Origin of the sequence: Paraburkholderia aspalathi (genome assembly GCF_900116445.1) — a bacterium.
Lineage (GTDB): Bacteria > Pseudomonadota > Gammaproteobacteria > Burkholderiales > Burkholderiaceae > Paraburkholderia > Paraburkholderia aspalathi.
This window is the reverse complement of record NZ_FPBH01000031.1, coordinates 79,844-103,390: the sequence shown is the minus strand read 5'-3', so window position 1 is coordinate 103,390 and position 23,547 is coordinate 79,844. Positions and strand designations below refer to the sequence as shown.

The 23,547-nt window shown below is 62.2% G+C and carries 20 protein-coding genes and 1 riboswitch; of the genes, 15 read left to right on the top strand and 5 right to left on the bottom strand.

Annotation, left to right across the window (positions count from 1 at the left end; translation table 11 throughout):
* Positions 1–15 precede the first annotated feature (15 nt).
* Positions 16–194, bottom strand: a riboswitch (cobalamin riboswitch).
* 84 nt (positions 195–278) lie between these two features.
* Genes cbiE through cobM form a run of 4 tightly spaced genes read left to right on the top strand, consistent with a single transcriptional unit; the run spans position 279 to position 4,131 of the window.
* Positions 279–1,544, top strand: coding sequence for a precorrin-6y C5,15-methyltransferase (decarboxylating) subunit CbiE (gene cbiE / locus BM438_RS35295; RefSeq protein WP_093644396.1), 1,266 nt, complete (start codon positions 279–281; stop codon positions 1,542–1,544).
* Positions 1,544–2,632: a cobalt-precorrin-5B (C(1))-methyltransferase gene (locus BM438_RS35290; protein ID WP_093644337.1), complete on the top strand. Its 1,089-nt coding sequence runs from the start codon at positions 1,544–1,546 to the stop codon at positions 2,630–2,632. Before cbiE ends, BM438_RS35290 begins: the two co-directional genes overlap by 1 nt.
* Positions 2,629–3,351, top strand: coding sequence for a cobalt-precorrin-6A reductase (locus tag BM438_RS35285; protein ID WP_093644335.1), 723 nt, complete (start codon positions 2,629–2,631; stop codon positions 3,349–3,351). The genes BM438_RS35290 and BM438_RS35285 overlap by 4 nt, the downstream gene beginning before the upstream one ends.
* A 51-nt stretch (positions 3,352–3,402) precedes the next feature.
* Complete coding sequence (gene cobM / locus BM438_RS35280; RefSeq protein ID WP_093644333.1) at positions 3,403–4,131, top strand: precorrin-4 C(11)-methyltransferase; 729 nt, start codon at positions 3,403–3,405, stop codon at positions 4,129–4,131.
* Between the two features lie 28 nt (positions 4,132–4,159).
* Here cobM and BM438_RS35275 read toward each other — a convergent pair whose 3' ends face one another.
* Both BM438_RS35275 and speB read right to left on the bottom strand, forming a co-directional pair.
* Positions 4,160–5,275, bottom strand: a complete 1,116-nt coding sequence (locus BM438_RS35275; protein WP_406550511.1) for a polyamine ABC transporter substrate-binding protein — start codon at positions 5,273–5,275, stop codon at positions 4,160–4,162.
* 42 nt (positions 5,276–5,317) lie between these two features.
* Positions 5,318–6,304, bottom strand: coding sequence for an agmatinase (gene speB, locus BM438_RS35270; protein ID WP_167378509.1), 987 nt, complete (start codon positions 6,302–6,304; stop codon positions 5,318–5,320).
* A gap of 184 nt (positions 6,305–6,488) precedes the next feature.
* On the opposite strand from speB, the gene BM438_RS35265 reads away from it, so the two are divergent.
* The 3 genes from BM438_RS35265 to BM438_RS35255 all read left to right on the top strand — a co-directional run bounded on the left by BM438_RS35265 (position 6,489) and on the right by BM438_RS35255 (position 9,482).
* Positions 6,489–7,376: a LysR substrate-binding domain-containing protein gene (locus tag BM438_RS35265; protein ID WP_093644331.1), complete on the top strand. Its 888-nt coding sequence runs from the start codon at positions 6,489–6,491 to the stop codon at positions 7,374–7,376.
* Positions 7,377–7,458: 82 nt separating this feature from the next.
* Positions 7,459–8,355, top strand: coding sequence for an AraC family transcriptional regulator (locus tag BM438_RS35260; protein WP_425270757.1), 897 nt, complete (start codon positions 7,459–7,461; stop codon positions 8,353–8,355).
* A gap of 2 nt (positions 8,356–8,357) precedes the next feature.
* A complete protein-coding gene (locus tag BM438_RS35255) occupies positions 8,358–9,482 on the top strand; it encodes an alpha/beta hydrolase family protein (RefSeq protein ID WP_093644329.1) in 1,125 nt (374 codons plus the stop codon).
* Positions 9,483–9,488: 6 nt separating this feature from the next.
* Here BM438_RS35255 and BM438_RS35250 read toward each other — a convergent pair whose 3' ends face one another.
* Positions 9,489–10,982: an MDR family MFS transporter gene (locus BM438_RS35250; protein ID WP_093644327.1), complete on the bottom strand. Its 1,494-nt coding sequence runs from the start codon at positions 10,980–10,982 to the stop codon at positions 9,489–9,491.
* 236 nt (positions 10,983–11,218) lie between these two features.
* Between BM438_RS35250 and BM438_RS35245 the strand changes: the two genes are divergently transcribed.
* From BM438_RS35245 to BM438_RS35225, 5 genes are all read left to right on the top strand, one after another.
* Positions 11,219–11,479 carry a DUF1488 family protein gene (locus BM438_RS35245; RefSeq protein ID WP_054035399.1) on the top strand — a complete coding sequence of 87 codons (261 nt, stop codon included), beginning with the start codon at positions 11,219–11,221 and terminating at the stop codon, positions 11,477–11,479.
* A gap of 192 nt (positions 11,480–11,671) precedes the next feature.
* On the top strand, positions 11,672–12,175 hold the full coding sequence (locus tag BM438_RS35240; RefSeq protein WP_234486592.1) for a lipocalin-like domain-containing protein: 504 nt from the start codon (positions 11,672–11,674) through the stop codon (positions 12,173–12,175).
* 220 nt (positions 12,176–12,395) lie between these two features.
* Positions 12,396–13,031 (top strand): carbonic anhydrase, encoded by a 636-nt coding sequence (locus BM438_RS35235; RefSeq protein ID WP_093644324.1) that lies wholly within the window; start codon positions 12,396–12,398, stop codon positions 13,029–13,031.
* A gap of 190 nt (positions 13,032–13,221) precedes the next feature.
* The gene (locus tag BM438_RS35230; RefSeq protein WP_093644322.1) at positions 13,222–13,905 is read left to right on the top strand and encodes a type 1 glutamine amidotransferase domain-containing protein; all 684 of its coding nucleotides are present in this window, start codon (positions 13,222–13,224) and stop codon (positions 13,903–13,905) included.
* A gap of 42 nt (positions 13,906–13,947) precedes the next feature.
* Positions 13,948–15,063, top strand: coding sequence for an alkene reductase (locus BM438_RS35225; protein WP_093644320.1), 1,116 nt, complete (start codon positions 13,948–13,950; stop codon positions 15,061–15,063).
* Between the two features lie 77 nt (positions 15,064–15,140).
* On the opposite strand, the gene treA is transcribed toward BM438_RS35225, so the two are convergent.
* Positions 15,141–16,808 carry an alpha,alpha-trehalase TreA gene (treA, locus tag BM438_RS35220; protein WP_093644318.1) on the bottom strand — a complete coding sequence of 556 codons (1,668 nt, stop codon included), beginning with the start codon at positions 16,806–16,808 and terminating at the stop codon, positions 15,141–15,143.
* Positions 16,809–17,022: 214 nt separating this feature from the next.
* Positions 17,023–19,338, bottom strand: a complete 2,316-nt coding sequence (locus BM438_RS35215; RefSeq protein ID WP_244179534.1) for a PA14 domain-containing protein — start codon at positions 19,336–19,338, stop codon at positions 17,023–17,025.
* Between the two features lie 349 nt (positions 19,339–19,687).
* On the opposite strand from BM438_RS35215, the gene BM438_RS35210 reads away from it, so the two are divergent.
* The 3 genes from BM438_RS35210 (at position 19,688) to BM438_RS35200 (ending at position 23,511) form a co-directional block, all read left to right on the top strand.
* Positions 19,688–20,587: a DMT family transporter gene (locus BM438_RS35210; protein WP_093644316.1), complete on the top strand. Its 900-nt coding sequence runs from the start codon at positions 19,688–19,690 to the stop codon at positions 20,585–20,587.
* A gap of 327 nt (positions 20,588–20,914) precedes the next feature.
* A complete protein-coding gene (locus tag BM438_RS35205; RefSeq protein WP_093644314.1) occupies positions 20,915–21,886 on the top strand; it encodes a DUF4148 domain-containing protein in 972 nt (323 codons plus the stop codon).
* Between the two features lie 479 nt (positions 21,887–22,365).
* A complete protein-coding gene (locus tag BM438_RS35200; protein WP_093644312.1) occupies positions 22,366–23,511 on the top strand; it encodes a porin in 1,146 nt (381 codons plus the stop codon).
* Positions 23,512–23,547 lie beyond the last annotated feature (36 nt).

The following is a 23,547-nucleotide window of genomic DNA, read 5'->3' as shown; positions in this document are numbered from 1 at the left end:
GCCCGATGTAGGCTGGCACGAACAGTCTGGCCGGCAGGTCTCCTGGCTGGCAGGTCATGGTCCGCCGCGGCCTTCCCGGTCGAACCAGTGGCGCGGAGCGCAGGCGGACTCGCTGCATACAGTTGCGGGGGCAGCCACAGCGACACTGTGTTCCCTCTTCGGCCCCGAAGGGCACCGGCGGCTGTATTATGCCTTTTTTCGAACAGCACAACGAGGCTGGACGCTTTGATCGGCGTGGCACAGCGCATTATTTGAAGATACAGAAAGAGGATGGATGCATGCCGGCGTGGCTGACCGTGGTGGGCATAGGCGATGACGGCTTCGCCGGCTTGGGGAAGCCCGCGCGGCGTGCTTTGCTGGAAGCGTCGGTGGTTTATGGCGGCGAACGGCATCTGGCGATGCTGCCCGCGCGCCTCGCCGCGCGCCGCGCGGCATGGCCGAAGCCGTTCGATCTCGCGCCTTTGCTGGCGGAGCGTACAGGGCCCGTGTGTGTGCTGGCGAGCGGGGATCCGATGCTGTTCGGTGTCGGCGCGACTCTCGCGCGGCAGTTGCCAGCGGGTGATTTGCGGGTGCTGCCCGCGCCCTCGTCGTTGTCGCTGGCGGCCGCGCGGCTTGGCTGGCCGTTGCAGGACGTCGCCACGGTTTCGCTGGTGGGACGGCCGTTGCCGACGCTGAATGCTCATTTGCACGACGGCGCGCGCGTCTTCGTGCTGAGTGCAGACGGGCGCACGCCCGCCGCGCTGGCCGAACTGCTGAATGCACGCGGCTTCGGCGCGACCCGGATGACCGTGCTGGAGCATTTGGGTGGCGATCTGGAGCGGTGTATCGATGGCCGTGCGGATCAGTGGTCCGCTGGCGAAGTGGCGGCGCTGAACCTGATCGCGCTTGAATGCCGTGCAACGGAAGGCGCCCCGCGTTTGCCGCTGACCGTCGGTTTGCCCGACAATGCCTTTCGCCACGACGGTCAGTTGACGAAGCGCGACGTTCGCGCGATCACACTGGCGCGCCTCGCGCCGACGCCCGGCGAATTGCTATGGGACGTGGGCGCGGGCAGCGGCTCGATCGGCATCGAATGGATGCGTGCACACCCGACTTGCCGCGCGATCGCGATCGAAGGGCACGCGGAGCGGCAGCGCTTCATCGAACACAATCGCGATGCGTTGGGCGTGCCGGGTTTGCAACTGGTGGCCGGCCGGGCGCCTGATGCGTTGGAAGGTTTGGCTGTGCCGGATGCCGTGTTCATCGGCGGTGGCGTGACGGTGCCGGGTGTGCTTGACGCCTGCTGGGCGCGTCTGCGCGACGGCGGACGTCTGGTGGCCAATGCCGTGACCTTGCAAGGCGAGGCAGCGCTGGCGGCGTGGCGTGAGCAACACGGCGGCACGTTGACTCGCATCGCGCTGGCTGACGCGCAGCCGCTCGGCGGCTTCGATACGTGGCGCCAGGCGTTGCCGATTACGCTGCTGGAGGTGACGAAGCTGGCCAGCAGCGCGAGCGCCACATGCAGCACGTCCACCGGTTCAACCGACTCACCATTCCATCCGTAATGCGCGAAGAAACGCCCGAACAACCCGCGCCGCTGCGTAGCGGCTACACGACCGGCAGTTGCGCCACCGCGACGTCGCTCGCAGCCGCGCGTCTGTTGCTCGCGGGTATCGTCAGCGAGGTCGCGGAGATCGTGTTGCCGAAGGGCCAGCTCGTGCCGATGCCACTGGTGTTCTGCCGCCTGACCGCCGATGGCGCGGAAGCCGGCACCGTAAAAGACGCAGGCGACGACCCCGACGTGACACACGGCGCGATCGTATTCGCCCGCGTGCGTTTGCTTGCCGAACCGGGTGTGATCTTCCGCGCGGGGCCAGGCGTTGGCACGGTGACTCGCGCCGGCCTCACGCTGCCAGTCGGCGAACCAGCGATCAATCCCATCCCGCGCAAGATGATGACCGAACATCTGACCGAGCTCGCCGCGGAACATGGATATGCAGGCGGCTTCGAAGTAACGATTGGCGTCGAAGGCGGCGAAGCACTCGCACTGAAAACGATGAACCCGCGCCTCGGCATTCTCGGCGGCCTGTCGATTCTCGGCACCACCGGCATCGTGCGGCCGTTTTCGTGCTCGGCCTATATCGCCTCGATTCATCAGGGCATCGACGTCGCGCGTGCGAACGGTTACCTGCATCTCGCGGCATGCACCGGCAACGCAAGTGAAGACGCGATGCGCGCGCATTATGGTCTGCCGGACATCGCACTGATCGAAATGGGCGACTTCGTCGGCGCGGTGCTCAAGCATATGAAGCGCGCGCCGGTCGAGCGCCTGAGTGTGTGCGGTGGCTTCGGCAAGCTCAGTAAACTGGCAGCCGGGCACCTCGATCTGCATAGCCGCAATTCGAACATCGATCTGGAACGGCTTGCAAGCTGGGCCGCCGAATTTGGCGCCGACGACGCGTTACAGGCGGCGATCCTCGCCGCCAATACGAGCCAGCAGGCGGTCGCGTTGGCGCATGCGCAACACGTGCCGCTCGGCAACATTGTCTGCCAGCATGCGCTCGCCGTAGCGCGCGATATCGTGCCGCCGCAGGTCGCGGTCGAAATGTTCGCGATTGACCGCCAGGGCAATCTGATCGGGGTCGCGCAATGACAAGGATTCTGCTGCTCGGCGGAACCGGCGACGCCTTGCGTATCGCGAGGCAACTCGGCCCTGAGCATGTGTATAGTCTCGCGGGCCTCGGCAAGGTGCCGGACGATCTGTCATGCGAGGTGCGCGTGGGCGGCTTCGGCGGCAGTGAAGGGTTGGCGCGTTATATCGAGGACCAACGCATTAGTCTCGTGATCGACGCGACACATCCGTACGCCGCGCAGATCAGCGCCAATGCCGCGAAAGCGAGCAGTGCGGCGCGCGTACCGTGCTGGGCGCTGCGTCGCGCGGGATGGCAGCCGCAAGCCGGCGACGACTGGCGCATGGTCGACGATTGGACGGAACTCACGATCGCGCTCGCTTCATTCAAGCGGCCACTGTTCACACTCGGCCGCGAACCGCTCGCGCATCTCGACGAAATCCCGCAGCACCAGTTCTGGACGGTACGCTGCCTCGACGCAAACGAAACCAATCCGCGTGCGCGAATTCTGGCGACACGTGGCCCGTTTACGCTCGAAGGCGAGCGCGCACTGTTCAGCGCCGAAGCATTCGATGTCGTCGTCAGCAAAAACAGCGGCGGCAGCGCCACTGAAGCGAAACTCGAAGTCGCGCGCGAACGTAGCCTGCCGGTGGTCATGCTGCGGCGTCCTGCATTGCCTGCAGTCGATCGCGAGTTTGCAAACGTGGCCGACTTGCTGGAAGCATTGCAAGTCTCAGGTTAAGTGGCGCATGTCATGCATGACATGCCGGCCAAACGAATCATGGAGTAGTGAATGACGGTGTTTTTTATCGGCGCGGGTCCCGGCGACCCGGAACTGATCACGGTGAAAGGGCAACGCCTTGTGCGCACCTGCCCGGTGATCCTGTATGCCGGCTCGCTGGTGCCGGCCGCTGTGCTCGAGGGGCATAGCGCGGAGCAGGTCGTGAACACCGCCGAGCTCGACCTCGATCAGATCGTCGCCTTACTCAAGGCCGCACACGACAAAGGCCAGGACGTGGCGCGCGTGCATTCCGGCGACCCGTCCTTGTACGGCGCGATCGGCGAGCAGATTCGCAGACTTCGTGAGCTCGACATTCCCTACGAGATCGTGCCCGGCGTCACAGCAACCGCGGCATGCGCAGCAACACTCGGTTGCGAACTCACCTTGCCCAATATTTCGCAGACGCTGATCCTCACGCGCTTCGCAAGCAAAACGACCATGCCGGAAGGCGAGCAACTCGCCGATCTCGCGAGACATCGCGCGACGATGGCGATTCACCTTGGCGTGCGCCATCTTGCACGCATCGTCGATGAACTACGGCCGCATTACGGCGGCGCGTGTCCGATCGCGGTGATCTATCGCGCCAGCTGGCCGGATGAAGAAAAGATCACCGGCACGCTCGACGATATCGTCGGCAAAGTGCAGTCCACCAACATCGAGCGGACTGCGCTGATCCTGGTGGGACAGGTGCTGGCGGCCGAAGGATTCGCGGAGTCGACGTTGTACGCGAAAGGCGGCTGACCCCTACACCACCGGCTCAGCCGATTCCTTATCCCCCTGACTTCAACTGTGCCCAGAGCCTGCTTTCCAGACGTTTGATCTGGGCGGGCAAGGGCTTGAGCAGAAACAGTGTTTTCAGCACGGATTCAGGCGGGTACACGGTCGGATCGTTGAGAATTTCCGGCCGCACGAATTTGCGCGCGGCGGCGTCCGCATTCGGATAGAACACCTCATTGGTGATCCCGGCATGAACCTCCGGGCGCTCGATGTAGTTGATCCAGTTGAGCGCTGCCTCCGGATGCGGCGCATCTTTGGGGATCGCCATCATATCGAACCAGATCGGCGCACCGCCTTGAGGAATGAAGTATTTGACCTCGTAACTCTTGCCGGCTTCGCGCGCGCGATGGCTCGCCATCGACACGTCACCCGACCAGCTCAAAGCAAAACAGATGTCGTCGCCCGCGAGATCGTTGATATAGCTCGTCGCGTTGAACTGCGTGATGTACGGACGGATTTTCTTCAGTGCGTCGTACGCGGCCTGGTAGTCGGCCGGATTCACGCTGCTCGGATCGCGCCCGAGATAGTGCAACGTTACCGCGAATACATCGGTCGGCGCGTCGAGTATGGACACGCCGCAAGTCTTCAGCTTGCTCAGATATTCAGGCTTGAAAAGGATGTCCCAGCTATCAAGCGGCGCATCGTTGCCGAGAATTTTCTTGACCCGTGTAACGTTATAGCCGAGCCCCGTGGTGCCCCATGCCCACGGCACCGCGTACTGATTGCCGGGGTCCGCATCGGCGACCAGCTTGAGCAGATTGTGGTCGAGGTTCACCAGGTTCGGCAGCTTCGATTTGTCGAGTTTCTGGTAGATGCCGGCTTCGATCTGCTTGGCGAGAAAGTTCGAGGTCGGCACCACGACGTCGTACCCCGTAGAACCCGTCAGCAGTTTCGCCTGCAAGGTTTCGTCGCCGTCGTAGACATCGTATTGCACATGAATGCCGGACTCTTTCTCGAAGTTCGGCACCGTGTCTTTCGCGATGTAGTCGGCCCAGTTGTACAGATTGAGCTGCTTTTCGTCGGCGTGCGCGGCAGTGCCGAATGCGCAGAACAACAGCGCTGCCAGCAGCGATGCGCTCGGCCTCGGCTTCATGAAGGTGTGGGGCATGGTTGTCGTCCAGAGAGGGTTCAACAGAGAGCGGTCGCGGCCTTACATACGCTGATGTCGTTGCAGTTTCTGATTGCGCATCAGGCACAACATGTCGGCGGCAAGGTGGGCCGCGGCGAGCGCGGTAACGTCGCTGTGGTCGTAGGGCGGCGACACCTCCACCACGTCCGCACCGACCAGATTCACGGCGCCCAGCGCGCGAACGATTTCCAGCGCCTGTGCCGAGCTCAGGCCACCTGCCACCGGCGTGCCCGTACCGGGCGCGAAGGCAGGATCGAGACAGTCGATGTCGAACGTGAGGTACGTGGGCGCATCGCCGACAATCGACAGCACTTCGTCGATGGTTGCCTGCGTGCCGTTGCGATGGACCCACGGCGCGTCGAGAATGCGCACGCCCATGAAGTCTTCGTTCCAGGTGCGAATGCCGATCTGCACCGAGCGCGCCGGATCGATCAGCCCTTCACGGATCGCCTTGTAGAACATCGTGCCGTGATTGAGCGAATCGGGGTTGTCGTCCGGCCACGTGTCGCAATGCGCGTCGAAGTGGATCAGGCTCAACGGCTTGCCGTACTTTTCAGCGTGAGCGATCAGCAGCGGGTAGGTGATGTAGTGGTCGCCGCCGAGCGTCAGCATGTGGGTGCCCGTGGCGAGGATCTCGCGGGCGTGGGCGATGATCGCGTCGCGAATGCCGAGCGGGTTGTGGGCGTCGAACCAGCAGTCGCCGTAGTCGACCACGTTTAAATGATCGAACGGGTCGACGCCCCACGGAAACGCGCCCAGTTCGGCCAGTTGCACGGAGGCGGCGCGCATGCCCGCCGGGCCGAAGCGTGTGCCGGGGCGGAAGGTCGTGGCGAGATCGAGCGGAATGCCCGATACGGCGACGTCGACGCCGGTGAGATCGCGCGTGTAGGGCCGGCGCATGAAAGACAGCACGCCGGCGTAGGTGGGCGGATGAGGTTGGCCGGCCGCGTCGGCGCCTGCGGCAGGAGCGGTCGAGGCGGGGTGCAAAGCGTTCAGGTTCAGGGTCATACACGTCAATCCGGTCAGTTTCAATGAGCGCCGTCACACAAATATTTCTCATGTCTGCAGAAACGGCACGAGGCGTGTGAAGGGCAACTGGCGCTATGATTGCGAGGCAATATTCCGGCGAAAAGCGAAGAATCTTGCTGGAAGTATCGATATTTCTAATACCTTCCCTGACCGTGGCGATCCGATGCGTAGACTTCCCCCTCTGCAGGCCTTGCTCGCTTTCGACGCCGCCGCGCGCCTCGGCAGCTTCACGCGCGCGGCGCAAGAACTCGCGCTGACCCAGTCGGCGATCAGCCATCAGATACAGCAACTCGAGGAGTGGGCCGGGGTGCCGCTGTTCCGGCGGATTGGACGCGGCGTCGCGCTGACGGCGGCCGGTCTGCTATTTGCGCAGACCGTAACGTCTGCCATGACGACCCTCGCGGATGGGCGCGATCGCATCGAGCCCTATGGCAACCCCGATTCCGTGATCATCTATTGCGCGCCGCAGTTCGCGACGGGCTGGATCATGCCGCGCATGCCGGCATTTACGGCGGCCATGCCGAACATCGAGATATGGCTCGTTACCGGGGACGAGGTCAACGAGATCGATCGTGTCGATGTCGACCTGATCGTTTCCGCGAAGGAGATCCGCACGTCCGAAGTGATCTGCGAGCCTTTGCTCGACGAGGAGGCGGTCGCTATCTGCGGACCCGTGACCGCGCGCCGTCTGCATTCGACGTCCTTTCCCGAGGTGTTGACGCAGGCGCCTTTGCTGGTGCTCGAGCAGCGTCCGGAGTGGGCCCCGTGGTTGCCTGAGTTGAGGCGCGGTGGTTTGCGCACGCGGCGTGCGATGACGGTCGACGACCCCCGCATCCTTGTGGCGGCAGCCGAGCAGGAAGCGGGCATAGCGATGGTGTCGCGGCTCACCGCCGGGGATGCATTGACGAGCGGGCGCGTCGAGGTCTTGCCGCAGGTCCCGGGCTTCCCACTCGCGCCGCTCTGGCTGATGCGCTCCGCCCAACCGGCGCGTTCCGCTGCCGTGGACGCGGTTTATGCGTGGATGGTGAGGCTCTGCCGGGACGGTGGTTGAGGCGTGACCCATGCGCGCCGCGCCCGGAAAATTTCGCAAGCTCTGCACCATTTTCCGGCCATGACGCGGCTATCCTAGCGCGATGATGAAGCCCAGCACCGAACGCGATTACCGTCGACGGATTGCCCGCGTAATCGAGGCAATCCTGGTGGAGCCAGGCGCGCCACACACGCTCGAAAGCCTTGCCGCAGTGGCGCATCTCTCGCCCTATCACTTCCATCGCATCTATCGCGCATTGATCGGCGAGAGTGTGGTCGAGACCGTGCAACGGCTGCGGCTCGCCCAGGCCGCGCAACGGCTGACCGATGCCTCTGCTTTGGTCACAACGGTCGCGCACGATGCTGGCTACAACAGTCCGCAAGCTTTTGCGCGCGCGTTTCGTGGTTTCACCGGGGTCACGCCGAGCGAATTCAAGGCGCGGCAGAAACGCCTCGCCGCACCGTCGAAAGCGCGCCGCACAAGCGAGCCATGCGAGGCCGCCGCGACTGAAAGCCAGATGTCGGTTTTGCCGTCGGTCGAACTCGCCGAGATCGCACCGATCGATCTCATGTGCCTTCGCCACGATGGACCCATCGCGACGATCGGGCAGACCTACCGCTCGCTGATGGACATACTGCGCAGCGAAGGGAATTCGACGAAGGGTCAACGCGTCGGCATCTGTATGCACGATCCCGCGCTGAGCGGTCGCTTCCAGTACTACGCCGGCATCGTCGCCACGCCTCCTCGCGTGCCGCGAGCGGTGGAGGGCGAGGCACTCGAGGCGGTGCGCGTGGAGGGCGGCCTGTATGCGGTCCATCGGCTGATCGGTCCATATGCGTTGATCGCGCCGACCTTCCGGGCGCTCTACGGCGGCTGGCTGCCGCAAAGCGGCTATGCGCACGACGACCGTCCGGGCCTTGAGGTGTACCGGAACCTGATGGTTGCCGGTTTGCAGCACGCCTGCGTCACGGACCTGATGATCCCCATTCGCAAGGACTGAACATGTTTCGTCGTTACTGTGCCGCCTTCGCATGCGCGGCGGCGTTGTGGTCGGCGGCGGCCGCCGCGCCGGGAGATCAGGCCGCCTGGCATGTGGGCGAGGCGACGCGTGTCTTTCATCCTGCTGCGGCTCGTCATTGGCGTGGGGCGCAGACGCAGGCGCTGGTGACGAGCATTTGGTATCCCGCTGATCTGACACTCTCGGAAGTCGCGCATGACATTGGCGCGCACGGTCGTCCGTTTTTCCACGGGCATCCCGCTGTCGTGGATGCGCCTGTGTCCATCGCTCGCGCAAAATATCCGCTGCTCGTGCTCTCGCACGGCACTGGCGGCACCGCGGACAGTCTCGACTGGCTGGCATCGGCGCTGGCCGCCGCAGGCTATATCGTCGCCGGTACCAACCATCCGGGTAACAACGCAGTCGAGCCGATGACCCGCGACGGCTTCATGCTCTGGTGGGAACGCGCCACGGACGCAAGCGAGGTGCTCGACGGCGTGCTTGCCGATCCGATGCTGGGGCCGCATGTCGACAGGGAGCGGATCGGCGCGGTGGGCTTCTCACTTGGTGGGTATACGGTTCTTGAACTGGCGGGCGCGCGCACCGATTTGGCGGCGTTCGAGCATTTCTGCTCGTCACCGCAGGCCGATGCGATCTGTCATCCGCCGGAAGCGTCCAGAATTCACGAGGACCCCGCCGCGCCTGCCTTGACGTTCGCCACGCTTTCGCCTGAGACGAAGGAGTCGCGAGCGCGCGCCGGCGACTCGTATCGCGACCCGCGCATCAAGGCGGTCTTTGCAATCGCGCCGGCACTGGGCGAGGCATTCGACAGCACCTCGTTCGCGGATGTCGTGATTCCCGTGTCGCTGCTTGCGGGCGAAGCCGACGTGACCGCACCGGTGGACACCAACATTCACCGCATCGCGGGCTTTATGCCGAAGGCAACCGTCACGACGGTGCCGGGCGCGTCGCACTATACCTTTCTCGATACCTGCTTGCCCGCAGGCGTCGAACACCTTGCGAGCATGTGCATGGACAATCCGGGCGTCGATCGCGATGCGATCCATGCGCAGACGGCCCAACGGGCAATCGATTTTTTCGCCGCCACGTTGCCTGCGGGCGGCGAGTAGCAAAGCTCAGTCCTCAAGCGGCGAGAGCGCTTCAAGCGGCACCTGCTTCGCCGGCCCGATGTTGATCGCCGGCACGAAGCCCAGCAGCACGACCACAAAAATCGCAATCGCGAAGATCGAGATGAAGGTCAGGTGCAGCGACTGATGCAACACCATGCGGATCATGTCGCTATCGACAAGACTCGCTACCTGATTCTGCAGCAGCGCCTTCAACTGATCGGACGTCACCACGGCGACGTCCTTCGAGTGACTGAGTCCGAAGTTGAGCACCGCACCGAACAGCGTCGCGCCGAGCGTGCTGCCGAGATTGCGCGAAAAGAGATTCGATGCGGTGGCGCTGCCGCGCTCGTCCATCTTGACGATCTCCTGAATCAGCACCAGCGAACTGACGCTCGAGGTGCCCATGCCGAAGCCCATGATGAGCGAACCGAACGCCGCGATAAGCGGCGAGCCGCCAGGCTGCAGGAACAGCAACAGCACCGCGCCAATCGGGATGAACGCGCTGCCGCCGATCAGAATGCGCCGCAAGCCGATACGGTGAAACGTCTTCGCCGCGAGTGTCGCGCCCGCGGGCCAGCCCACCATCATCATCGTGAGCGCAAGACCGGCAACCACCGGCGAGCGGTGCAGCACGCCCTGAACATACATCGGTAGGAAGGTGGTGGAGCCCATCAGGATCATGCCGGACAGCACGGTTGCTGCATTGCACGCGGCAATCGGCCGACGGCTCCAGAGCGCGAACGAGATCATCGGCTCGGTTGCGCGGCGTTCCTGGAACACGAAGAACAGCAGGCACAGCATGAACGCGCCACCCGCGAGCGATGCCTTGGCGATGTCGTCGTCGCCAGCATAGGTCAGCGCCATCATCAGTGCCGCGATCGCCGCCATGAATAGCGCCGCGCCCGCGAAGTCGATCGACGGACGCGCATGCCGTTCCGATTCGCGCAGGAACGCGATGAAGCCCGCCGCTGAGGCAAGACCGATCGGCACGTTCATCCAGAAGATCCACGCCCACGACATGTTGTGAATGATGAAGCCGCCCACCATCGGGCCGACCACTGCTGAAATGGCCCACACGCTGGCGAGATAGCCTTGCACCTTGCCGCGTTCGCGCGCCGGATAGAGATCGGCGACGACGGTCAGCGTGACCGGCTGGATCGCGCCCGCGCCGACACCCTGAATCAGGCGGAACACGATCATGGCGGGCATAGACCAGGCGAAGCCGGCCAGTACCGAGCCAAGCAGAAAGATGGCGATGCCGGCGAGTATGACCGGCTTGCGCCCATAGAGATCGGCAAGCTTGCCGAACACCACGGTCATCGCCGTTTGCGTCAGCAGGAACGACGAAAAGACCCAGCTATACAGATGCAGATCGCCGAGTTGGGCGACGATCTGCGGCATGGCGGTGGAAACGATGGTGGCTTCGATGGCGACCATCGCCATTGATGCCATGACTGCGGCAATGACTAAGGGACGCGACGATTGCGGGCTGCGGGACATGGGGCGGGTAGTATTAGGATGTTGGAAGCGTCTGACGGCGTGAAAGGTGGCACGCACGCCGCGACGCAAAAGCGCGGCCGCACGAAGGCGGCCGATGTCGAGTATGCACCTTGCGGAGAATGTGTGCTGAGCGCCCAGCAATGGCCAGGCTCAAGCGGCTTTGATTCGGCTTCAAAGCATCAGCCTGGCACAGCCTTTGCGCGCTCATCGCTACTTTCGCTAAATGGAGGGTCATTATGAGGATCGAATTCACCGGACGCCGTGAAGTGGTGGCAGCGGCGCGCGTAGCCTTCGAAGCTAATGTCGATGGGGCTGACGTCTGGTGCAGCGTGTCGCTGGATGCGCTGAACGACCATTTCGGCAACGAGGGTCCGTCGGCCCACAATCTGGTCGGTACCTTCGAGGCCAATCGCGCGCGGATTGAAAATGCTACGCGGCGAGTCCTCGAGAAAAACGGGGGACGATCCGTGGAGCTCGAAACCGGGGATTTCAACTGAGGTCTCAACGTTCCGGGCCTTGACCTGGGAGGGCGGTCCGGCATCTATCCGCCGGGCCTGCTCCGATAGCTTTTCACTCGCAAACCACCTACGCTTCAAAGCACTCGAACCCTCGAGCCCAATCCGCACTAGCGAAGCGCGATGGATTCGTCTGACCTCACGTCTCACGTCCTCGCGCGCGTGGAGAGCGTCATGAAACCAATGCCCAAGGTCTTCGCCGCCATCGTGGTCGCGTTCGCGGTATGGTGCGCGCCCGTGCGAAGCGCTTTTGCTCAAACCGCGGACAGCCTCGTGGGGTCGTGGTCGCTCGTTTCGCTGACGGTGGCGAAGAGCGGCAACGAAGTGGAATTGCTCGGTCCGCATCCGCAGGGGCAACTCATCTTCGGCAATGACGGGCGCTACGTGCTGCTCGTGCTGAGTTCCGATCTGCCGAAGTTCACTTCAGGGGAAAGGCAGCAAGGCACGGCGGAAGAAAACGCGAAGATCGCTCGCGGCAGTGTCGCGCATTTCGGCACGTATACCGTGGACCCCGCGGCGCGGATTATCGTCTTTCACATTCAAAAGAGTTCGTTTCCGAATTGGGACGCGGATGTTCAGCGCCGCCCATTTACGCTCGACGGTGACCGGCTGACGTACATCACGCCTGGCGCCTTCGGCTATGGATCGTCGAAAGTCGTGTGGCAACGAATCAAATAGCGCGCTTCGCCTGCAATCACAGGGATAATCTGAACTGCCCGATGCGCATGAGCGATGCCAACGAGTCCCGACACGATCAATTGCAACGCCGTCAAGTACATGAACGTGAGTTTCGGCTTTTTTATGTGCTGCGGTATAGTCGCGCCAACCGATCGCAAATACGCCTTGGACCTTTGCCGCGTGCCTGGCAGGCCGAGGTATTGACTATCCGGAGAACGTCGTGCAGGAAATCATAGAAGGATTCATCCGCTTTCAACGCGAAGTCTTCCCGCAGCAAAGCGCGTTGTTCAAGCGCTTATCGATTGCGCAAAATCCACGCACACTGTTCGTGACCTGCTCGGACAGCCGTGTCGTTCCTGAGCTATTGACCCAGGTGGAGCCCGGCGCGCTGTTCGTGATCCGCAACGCGGGCAACATCGTGCCGTCTTACGGCCCGGAACCGGGCGGCGTATCGGCCACTGTTGAATACGCGGTGGCGGTATTGGGCGTGCGGGATATCGTGATTTGCGGTCACTCCAATTGCGGGGCGATGACGGCGATCTGCACGTGCACGAACCTCGACCATCTGCCGGCCGTGGCGGGTTGGCTCCGTCACGCCGATGCGGCGAAAGCGATTAACGCATCGCGAACTTATGCGTCAGATGCGGAGCGGCTCGACGCTCTCGTCAAAGATAACGTGATGGCGCAACTCGCGAACATTCGCACGCATCCGTCAGTGGCTGTGGGCCTCACAAACAAATCGTTGCGACTGCACGGCTGGATCTTCAATATCGAAAGCGGCGCCATGCTCGCACTCGATGGGCGCACAGGAGAGTTTTTGCCGTTGGTGGACAACCCTGAAATTTATGCAGTCTAGCTTCGGACCGCAGCCCCACGAAAAGCACATGCGGTAAAACCGGAAAACCTCTTCGGCGTTCCGGATAGCCGCCTATACTGCCAGAGCGCCTGGAGCCGGCGGCATCGCTCCAGCGTGTGTTGCAACACGCGCCGATGACGCCGCTCGATGGCCTGGTGCAACGCGAATCGAATCCATTCGCGAGGTTGCCATGAAGATTCTGGTGGTACTGACTTCACATGACCAGCTCGGCAATACGGGCCGGAAAACCGGCTTCTGGCTCGAAGAGTTTGCCGCGCCTTATTACGTGTTCAAGGATGCAGGCGTCGAGATGACGCTCGCTTCGCCCAAAGGCGGCCAGCCGCCGCTCGACCCGAAAAGCGATGACCCCGATGCGCAGACCGACGCGACCCGCCGATTCAAAAAGGATCCGGACGCGCAAGCCGTGCTGGCGAGTACCGTGAAGCTTTCAACCGTGTCGGCCGCAGACTATGACGCGGTGTTCTATCCGGGGGGCCACGGCCCACTATGGGACCTCGCCGAAGACACGCATTCCATTGCCCTGATCGAAGCGCTCTATGCCGCCGGAAAGCCCGTTGCCGCGGTATGCCATGCGCCGGGTGTGCTACGCCATGCAAAGGGGCCTGACGAGACACCACTCGTGCGCGACAAGCCGGTCACCGGCTTTACCAATTCCGAAGAAGCAGCCGTGGGTCTCACCGACGTCGTGCCTTTCCTCGTCGAAGACATGTTGAAGAAGAACGGCGGCCGGTATTCGAAGGGGCCGGATTGGCAGTCGCATGTCGTGGTCGCGGGCAATCTGATTACGGGGCAGAACCCGGCGTCGTCCGAAGCCGCGGCCAAAGCGTTGCTCGCGAAACTCGGCGTGACCTGAAAAACCGGTGAAACTCGATTGAATCTTTTTCAAGGAGCCGCCATGTCTACGGAATCCGCGCACGTTGATAGTTACCTGTTCGAACCGGTCGCGCTCGGGCCGCTGCAGTTGCCCAATCGCATCGTGATGGCGCCGCTGACGCGCAGTCGCGCGAAGGAGGCCGACGTGCCGAGCGAACTGGCCATCGAGTATTACGCGCAACGTGCAACGGCCGGTCTCATCATCGCCGAGGCGACGCAGATTTCGCAGCAAGGAAAGGGCTATGTGTTCACGCCTGGCATATATGACGACGCCCAGGTGCAGGCGTGGAAACATATTACCGATGCTGTGCATGCGAAAGGCGGCCATATGTACCTGCAGTTGTGGCACGTGGGCCGTATCTCTCATCCGTCGCTGCAGCCGGGTAATGCGTTGCCCGTAGCGCCTTCGGCGATCAAACCCGAAGGTCAGGCCTATACCGACGAGGGCTTCGTGCCGCTCGTCACGCCGCGCGCACTTGAAACGTCGGAAATGCCGGGTATCGTCGAGCAATATCGTCTGGCCGCGCAAAACGCGAAGGCCGCTGGTTTCGATGGCGTGGAAATCCACGCGGCAAACGGCTATCTGCTCGATCAGTTTCTGCGCGACAGGACCAATCAACGAACCGATCAATATGGCGGCTCGATTGAAAATCGCGCGCGCCTGTTGCTGGAAGTGGCCGATGCCGTGACGGCCGTGTGGGGTGGCGAGCGCGTCGGCGTGCGTATTTCTCCGCTCAGCAGCTTCGGCGATATCGCCGACAGCGATCCCGAACCGCTTTTCACCTATGTGGTGAAGCAGCTCAATGCCCGCAAGCTTGTCTACTTGCACGTTATAGAAGGCGACACCGGCGGCACGCGTGACGTCGAAGGCGGCTTCGATCTGCAGGTGTTGCGCCAGGCATTCGATGGATTGTTCATGGCGAACAATGGCTATGACCGGGAGCTCGCGCAGAAGACGCTCAAGGCAAAACGGGCAGACCTGATTGCGTTTGGCCGACCTTTTATTTCGAACCCGGATCTGGTCGAGCGGCTTCGGGTTGGCGCAGCGCTGAACGAGCCGGATCAGAGCACGATGTATGGCGGCGGTGCGGAAGGCTACACCGATTACCCGACGCTGGACGAGGACGCGAAGCGCTGAGTGGACCTGCGCTTCCGTGCACACGCCGCTATGAGCGACGTGTGCGCCTCCTTGCATTGCTTCACCGTGCGGTTGGATTAGTCGCCCGGGCTATACAGATCGAGTAGCTTGAGCGTCACCCCGTTGGTCCATCCAAAGCCGTCCTGCAGCGGATATTCGCCACCGCCGCCGCCTCCGGTGCCGGCGCCTTCCACCACGTACTTTTCAACCAGCTTGTTCTCCGACGCGTAAACCCCTTTCACGTCAGTCAGAAAGCGCGTGCCGATCTGCTGCGCAAGCGCATCCTGGCCATAGCGCTTCAGGCCTTCGATCGCGACCCAGTGCAAGGGCGCCCAGCCGTTCGGCGCATCCCATTGCTGCGTGGTGTTGTAGGTGGTGGTCGCAAGCCCGCCCGGTTGCAGAAGGACGGACTGCACCTGCTGAGCCGTCTTTTGCGCGCGATCCGGCCACGCCGCACCGACCCACAGCGGAAACACCATCGCCGCAGTCTTGTTGTCGCGCGGCTTCGCAAGCGTCCAGTCGTAATCGCCGTAGTAGCCCTTGGCGTTCCACAAGTACCGGTTGATACCGAGCGCCCGTTTGGCGGCGCGCTCGGCGAACTCGCCGACACAACGGAAATCGCGCGTCTCGCCGCAGCCTTTCGCGATGGTGATTTCAAGGTGGAACATGAGGCTGTTCAAATCGACCGGGATGATCGACGTGGTGCGCACCGTCGCGAGTGTCATGTTGTCACCGAACCAGCGGGAGCTGAAATCCCAGCCGCTCTCGGCAGTCGCCCGCAACTCGCGGTAGACGTCGTTCGGATTGCGGCCCGTTGCCTGCTGGGCGGTCTGAATGTCCTCCAGATAAGACTCGTCACGCGGCGTGTCGAGTTCATCCCAGTAACGGTTGAGCACCGTGCGATCCGGCATCACGACGACGTTGCGGGTGGCCTGGCCCGGCTGCGTCGAGCTTTCTCCCTGCATCCAGTAGGCGTACTCCTTGCGCAGGGCAGGCAAATACTTCTGATAGACGCCGCGGCCTTCGACCTTCTCCGCCAGTGCGACCATGTACGAGAAGAACGGCGGCTGGGACCGGTCGAGGTAGTAGGTGCGATTGCCGTTCGGGATGTGGCCGAACGTATCGATCTCATAGGCGAAGTTGTCGAGCATGTTGTCGACGAGATCTTCATGCCCCGACTCCTGCAAGCCTAGCATCGTGAAGTACGTGTCCCAGTAGTAGCCCTCGCGGAAGCGGCCGCCTGGCACCACGTACGGCTTCGGCAATGGGATCAGCGAACTGTTTGCCGGTGCGCTCGTGGTGGTGCGGGTGAGGGCAGGCCACAGCCAGTTGATGTGCTCACGCAGCGTCTGATTCGCGGGCGGCGTGATGACGGGTTCGCTCGGCGGCGTGAAGTACTGGTTGACGAAGTTCGCCAGCGAAAAGCCGGGATTGTTCTTCTGCTGTTCGTACAGTTGCACGATCGCGGCAGGATCGGCGTTCGGCGTTGCGTCGACGAAAGTCTTCTGATCCGGATAGATCTGCGCGGTTTGCACGGCCACGAAAAGATCGCCGTATAGCTTGTCGGGAGCGGGAGGAAGCGTGCCGCCGACCTGGGTGTCGGCGTGACAGACGCCGCTGAGACCGGTGAGGAAAACGAAGCTGGAAACGGTGGTGGCTTTTCTTAATCTGGCAGCGCCCAGCGGCGGGGCGAATGTCAGGCGACGGGCGAGGCCGATGCGGCGCAACTGCGATGACACAATCATGTCTCCTCCTGAGGAATGGACAACAGGATTGGTCTGCCTCACGCCCGTGTTCTTCTCGTGATTGCCGGGGCGCGGCTAGCATCGCACAAAACGGAGGGCGGTTCAAACTATGCGGGAGGAATGCGCAGAGGTGCGCTGAGCAAGCCGATGGCTAACGGCGGCTACCAACAGCCCGGCAGCTTGCGCGCTGCCGGGCTGTTAATTAAGCCTTCCTTCAGTTCGATGTCACGAGCGAATCCGACGGCACGATCCTCAGTGCCCCGGGGCTCTGCGCCTCGGGGCTCGACCATGACAGGTGCATGCTGGCCGGGCCCGTACCGTGCACATACTCCACCTTGATCGACGCGCGCTGCTTCGCGTTCAGCCAGGTCGTACCGCTCACGGTGCCTTGCGTCGAGGTCTTCTTGTTGATAACCCGCACCCCGTTGATCCACAGGTGCGCTACGTTGTCGCTATTGATCGAGAACGTGTAGAGCCCGGTTCTGGCGGCCTCTATCGCACCGGTCCACCGCACGCCATAACCCGTCGCGTTGACGCCCGCTGAGGCATCCGGCGAATCGGTGCCGCGCTCGGTGTTCAGGTCGAAGTCGATCAGCGGCGCGATCGATGTCTTGACCGGCGCGCTGTTGAAGGTCGGATCGTTGTAGTAGCCGACCTGCAGCACCGGCAGCTTCACATCGAATCCACCCGTCAAGGCCTGAGTCTCCGACGTTTGCCACGGGTGACCGTCCGGATAGATCGTTCCCTGGAACGGCGTGGCAGGTTCGACGGTGGCAGGCGCGCTCGGCACCTGGCCCCAGTGGAAGCGCGTATTGGTGCGGCCGATCATCAGTTCCCATACGATGAAGCCCGTCGTGCCGCCGTAGTTCGACACAATGCCCGGCATCGTCTGGCCCGTCGTGCCAGGGAAGCCACGCTGCAGCGTTTCGGAATTCAGCGCGCTGACATTGCTGCCGTTCACCGGACCCGTGTACGGGTTGTTGTACGGATGGAACGCATAGAAGTCCGAGAAATACGTGCCTTCATCCTCCTGCACTTGCGGCGAATTGATCGGCTGCGTCGCACCCGCATTCAGAATCGCGATGCGCGCATCGTTCATCATCACGGCGCGCGTTTGCTGCAACGAGCCATTGCCGCTACAACCCGGTTCGTTCATCGGCTCCCAGAAAATAATGCGCGGGTCGTTGCGGTGCGGCGCGACGAAGTCGGTGATGTAGCTCGCGAGACTGGCTTTGTACGTGATGCTGGCATTGGCCGCTGTCGGCTGGAAATACGCCTGCTCGACCGGTGTGCCCGGCGACTGCACCCACTGGCTGTTATGCACGCCCCAGACCGGCGCGGGCTGCGGACCATACGCGGGCGTCGGGTTCCAGCAGTCGTCGTAGAAGATCGGCGAGACCTTGATGCCATGCCGCGCGGCGATCTTCAGCAGGTTCTCGAACTTGCTCAGGAATGCGACGCGGTCGTTCGCCCACACGAGGTAGTGCAGATACACGGCAATCGTGTTCATGCCGTACGTTTGCGCGTACGTCAGCTCGCGGTTGACGATCTCGGGGTCGTAGTTCTCCCAGAAGTCGATCGCATTCACCGCGTTGGACGGCGTGTAGACCGCACCGACAACCTCGGAGAAATCGAAGCTGGGTGACGTAACGGTCGGATACGTGTGGATTGTGATGTTGCTGAAGGTCGCGCCGACGCCGAAGCGCCGCAGCCCGAAGCTGCCCGACTGGAAGGCCGCGGGGAGGGCGTTGGTGGCGTCGTTGACGCTGATCACGCGCTGCTGGTCGAAATCGACGGTGATGGCCGTGCCGCTCGTCGTGACCTTCAGGTGATGCGTGCTGCCGCCCACGATCGAGCTCATCGGATACGCGATGAAGTTCGTCCAGTTGTTGTTTTCGCGGCCGACCTGCAATACGTGCGAACCGGTATCGAGGCCGATGTAGTAGCCGGTCAGGCTATCGGGGCCGCCGGCTGTGGGGTTGGTCGTGCGCACGATAAAGCCCGCGTTAGCGGCGCCGTTACCCACGGGCGCGCTCACCGTCACATCCGCTTCGTAGGACGCCGTGGCATAGGTGCTTGCGAGCGCAACGGTTTTGTCGCCGGCGCCTGTGCCGTTGGTGGCCGGTGGGGCAATCGTGATGGTCGAACTGCTCGTGCCGGGTTGCCAGCCTTGTGTCGATCCGGGCGCGAGGTAGCTCGTGAAGTCGCCGAAGTTGAGGGTCGTGGTGGAAACCGGAGTGGGCGGCGGTGGCGGGGTGTACGGCGGAAGGTTGAGGGTGGGGTCAGCGATCACAAGCGGGGGTGTCGTCGTTTTCATCCCCAATGGAATGGTCTTCGCGGCCCTGAATTCGGCTTCGACGTTGGCGGTGTCCGCGAGAGCCGCTGCGGAGGCCGCCGACGCTGCCGATGCCGCTGCGGAATCGACTGCCGCGATCTGCTTGTTTGCTGACGCAGTCCCGCCCGGTGAACCGTCATTGCCGCCGCAAGCGCCCAACATGGCGAGCGCCGCCAGCACAAAGTAATTGCGCACCTGTATCTCCTGATGTCCCCGCTTAATTGATGGTCATAATTATTATTAAATTTGCATGGGGCCGTAGACAGTGTGTCCAATCCTCATGGATGCGGAAATCGCTATGAATAATATTATTAGTTAGCGAGAGCTGTATCGGTACTTACCCGGAATGGTGCAAACAAGAGGCAGCTTGTCAGGTGGGGGCACGCGGGCTTGTCTGGTGGCGCGGATGCGGAATGGGTGAGGGCAGTTTTTCCAGTCGATCGCGCGCGGCACCGCAGGCATAATCCGTTTTCCGATTACGCCTTCCTTTCACCGGAGGCGAAACCTAAGCGACGCGCAGCTTCGCGCGTTCCCAGGAAAACTCATGCCGCCCATCACCGCCGTCCGGAGTGCAGGCGTGCCGCTGCGTAGCGTCGCGCTGATTCTCGTTTCGATGTTCTGCTTCGCCGTGGTCGACGCTTTGGCGAAATCCGTCGCGCTCGCCTATCCGGCCAATGAAGTGACGTTCTTCCGGATGCTGTTCGGCTTGGTGCCTGCGGTGGCGGTTTGCCTGCGCGGCAAGCCGCTCATCGAGCGTTTCAGGCAGTTGGATGTGCGTGGACAGACTTTGCGCGCGCTGACGTTGCTCGGTGCGTCGGGGCTGTTCTTTGCCGGGCTGCCCTATGTGCCGCTCAGCGAAGCGGTGGCGATCGTCTACTCGGAGACCTTGCTGGTGATCGTGCTTGCACCGCTGCTTCTGAAGGAAACGCTCAAGCCGCGCGATGCGCTTGCCGCCGCGGTCGGTTTTATCGGCGTGCTGTTCGTGGTGCGTCCGGATGGTTCGCATTCGAATTGGCTCGGTCCGGTCCTGCTGATTTCGAGCGCGTTTTTCGGTGCTTTGTCGATCATTCAGATCAAGCGGATTCGCGCCACCGACGATTCGGGCACCACGGTGCTGTACTTCACGGTGATCGGTACGATCGTCACCGGGGCATCGCTCTATTTCGCGTGGCGCACACCGTCGATCGAAGCGCTCGCGGTGATGGCCCTGCTCGGCGGGTTCGCCACGGCAGGGCAGTTGCTGATGACGATGGCATTTCGACAGGCCGATGCCGGCGCGCTCGCGCCGTATAACTACACGAGCATCGTGTGGGCTGCACTGTTCGGTTACATCGTGTGGGGCGAGACGATCGGCAGCATGTCGTTGTTCGGCATTGCGTTGATTGTCGGCAGCTCGATCGCGGTTGCCGTGCGCGGCAAACAGACTGAAGGTCCGCTTGTGTAGGCGTGCGCTGCCCTCGTCGAATTCAAACGGCGGATTAAAACCTGCCTTCATTGCTTCGCAGTTCAAACAATCGTCCTAGGAAAGCGTGGTCAGTAAGCTGGCGTTTTCGGACAACACTCCCTGCGTGCGCGGACGAATCGACGTTTGGCGACTATAAATGATGGATAGCACGCATCCAGTTTGCACTCTTATTCGTACGTGACTGCGCCGGCCCGAATTCGCGGTCGTTGCGGCGGCATCGATTGATTCGCTGCGAACCCTCTGATGAATTCGGGCCCGTTTGCGATACGGCAAACGCGCATGTCCACGATTTGAGAGGGAGACGTCATGGTTGTCGAACCCAGGAAGATAGTTCTCACGAGCCTCTTTGTCGGCGCGCTTGCGATCGCGGCTTATATTTCGCAGTCGGGCAAAGGCTGGCTGCCGACGGACGAACTCGGCCTGGAGCGCGACAATGGATCTCACGCCACACGCGGCGATACGATAACGGGCTCAGTGAGTTCCGGGCCGGTCGTTGCACGCAGCGATTCAGCGGCGGCTATTGCCGGGGATCTGCAGGCGGCGCGCAACAGTCTGCAGCGCAACGATCTTGTTTCCGCGCAGGCGCAACTGGACGCGGTGCGTTCAGTACATCGGAACGACGATCAGGTTCTTGCGTTGCAAAGAGAAGTCGAGGCGCGTGCGAAGCAGACGCAGCACGCGCTGGCCGTTGTGCATGGGGACAAGCCGACGCAGCGAGGGGCGAAATCGGCGCGATCTTCGGCGACGTCTTCCGGGAAAACAGGCCGCACGCACGAAAGCTACGTAGCGACGCGCGAACGCTCGAACCGTGCGTCCTCCAGTTACTCGAAGACCCGGCATGCTCTCGAAACCGCGGTAGCCGATGTTAGTGCGGGTAGCCTCTCGAACGGGAGAGCGAGTGGCGTTGGCACACCTGCTGGTGCGAGTTCGTCATCCTCTGTTCCGGCCGAGGCGAAGGCACTCTCCGGCGTAACCAGCGCGCCTGCCGTGTCAACGCCGATACGACTGATACAGCCAACAGAGCCAACAGAACCGATATCAGCGCCGCCAGGCTCGCAAGCCCAGCTAAGCCCGCAAGCCATACCGGCGCCATCGACACCTCAACTCGCGCCCGCCGCCAGCGCGTTGTTGAAATCCGGGAGCGGGCCAAAAACCCGCGCACAGGTACGCGCGGAGATCGCCCGCGCCCGCGCCGACGGCAGCCTGCCCACGTTCGGCAATCCGGACCCCGCGGGCCCCGGCGGCGCACCGAGCATGACGGGTGCGCCGCGTCCGTGAAGCTGCTCAGTCCGCAGTTAGTGCAGCGACGCAGCGATCCGTGCAGAACTGGGTTTCTCCTTGCAATGTGATTTCTGCGCGGCTTTTAAAACTAACAATAACTATTTTCAATTTCCGCAATAATGGATTGAATTGGTTTATTTATCTGCCAAGATATTCCAATTAATTTCAATTGGAATTAATTGGAATTATAAATCGGCCTTAATTCGTTGTTGACAGATATTTGCCATGCTATTCTGCGTTGGCTTGATTCTCCGAGAGCAGCATTAAATCAGGTACTTGGGGCGCACTCGCGAGAGGGGTGCGCCCCATTTCATTTTCGGCAGCAGACTGGCTGTTACGTGAAATGATCGGCAATCTAAAAAATCAGTGGCGTCGTATATACACAACGTCGTAATTAACTGAAAAACAGTATTTCGATTAGTGGGATATTCTCGGCCGCTCGATAGCATCCGCTATCCGAATCAGGAGAGAAATCCATGAATAAATTCGTATTGTCGGGCCTCTCGCTCGCACTCATCGGCGCCGCGGGTGCCGCCCACGCACAAAGCTCGGTCACGCTGTACGGTTTGATCGATACGGGCCTGACCTACACCAGCAATTCGGGCGGCAGCAGCAACTTTCAGCAAGCCAGCGGCATGCTGAACGGCAACCGCTGGGGCCTGCGCGGTTCGGAAGATCTGGGCAACGGCCTGAAGGCGATCTTCGTGCTGGAAAACGGCTTCAATCTGTCGAACGGCAAGCTGGGGCAGAACAGCCGTGAGTTCGGGCGTCAGGCCTTCGTCGGTCTGTCGAGCGACCAGTTCGGCTCGGTCACGCTGGGTCGCCAGTACGACAGCCTGGTCGACTATCTCGCTCCGCTCGCGCTGAACGGCACGCAATACGGCGGCACGCTCTCGGCACACCCGTACGACAACGACAACCTGAACAACTCGGTGCGTATCAACAACTCGGTCAAGTTCCAGAGTGTCAACTACGGCGGCTTCAAGTTCGGCGCGTTGTACGGCTTCTCGAACGCAGCGGGCAGCTTCGCGGACAGCCGCGCCTACAGCGTCGGCGCATCGTATGCATTCGGCGGCCTGAAGTTCGCTGCGGGCTACCTGCAACTGAACGGCGCCGGCTCGACGACCAACACGAGCGGCGCTGTGGCGAGCGGCGACTCCACGTTCAACGCAGGCCTTCAGCGCACCTATGGTGCCGGTGTGAACTATGCGTTCGGCGCGGCCAACGTCGGCCTCGTGTTCACGCAGACGCAACTGCACAACGCAACGTCGATCGGATCGTCGGCGTCGGGCACGACGAGCGGATTCGCGCTGACCGGCGGCAGCGCGCGCTTCACGAACTATGAAGTGAACGCACGTTACGCATTCACGCCGGCATGGACGGTATCGGGCGCGTACACGTTCACCGACGCACGTCTGAACGGCGCGAGCCCGAAGTATCAACAGCTGACGTTGCAGACCGACTACGCCTTGTCCAAGCGTACCGACGTGTATGTTGAAGCGGCATACCAGCACGTCGGCAGCGTGGGTGATTCGGGCGTCACGGCGGATATCGTCGGTGTGAGCCGTTCGTCAACCGATTCGCAGGTGGTTGGCACGGTGGGTATCCGCCATCGCTTCTAAGCTGATGGTGTAGGCAGTAAGCTGTAAAAAAAGCCC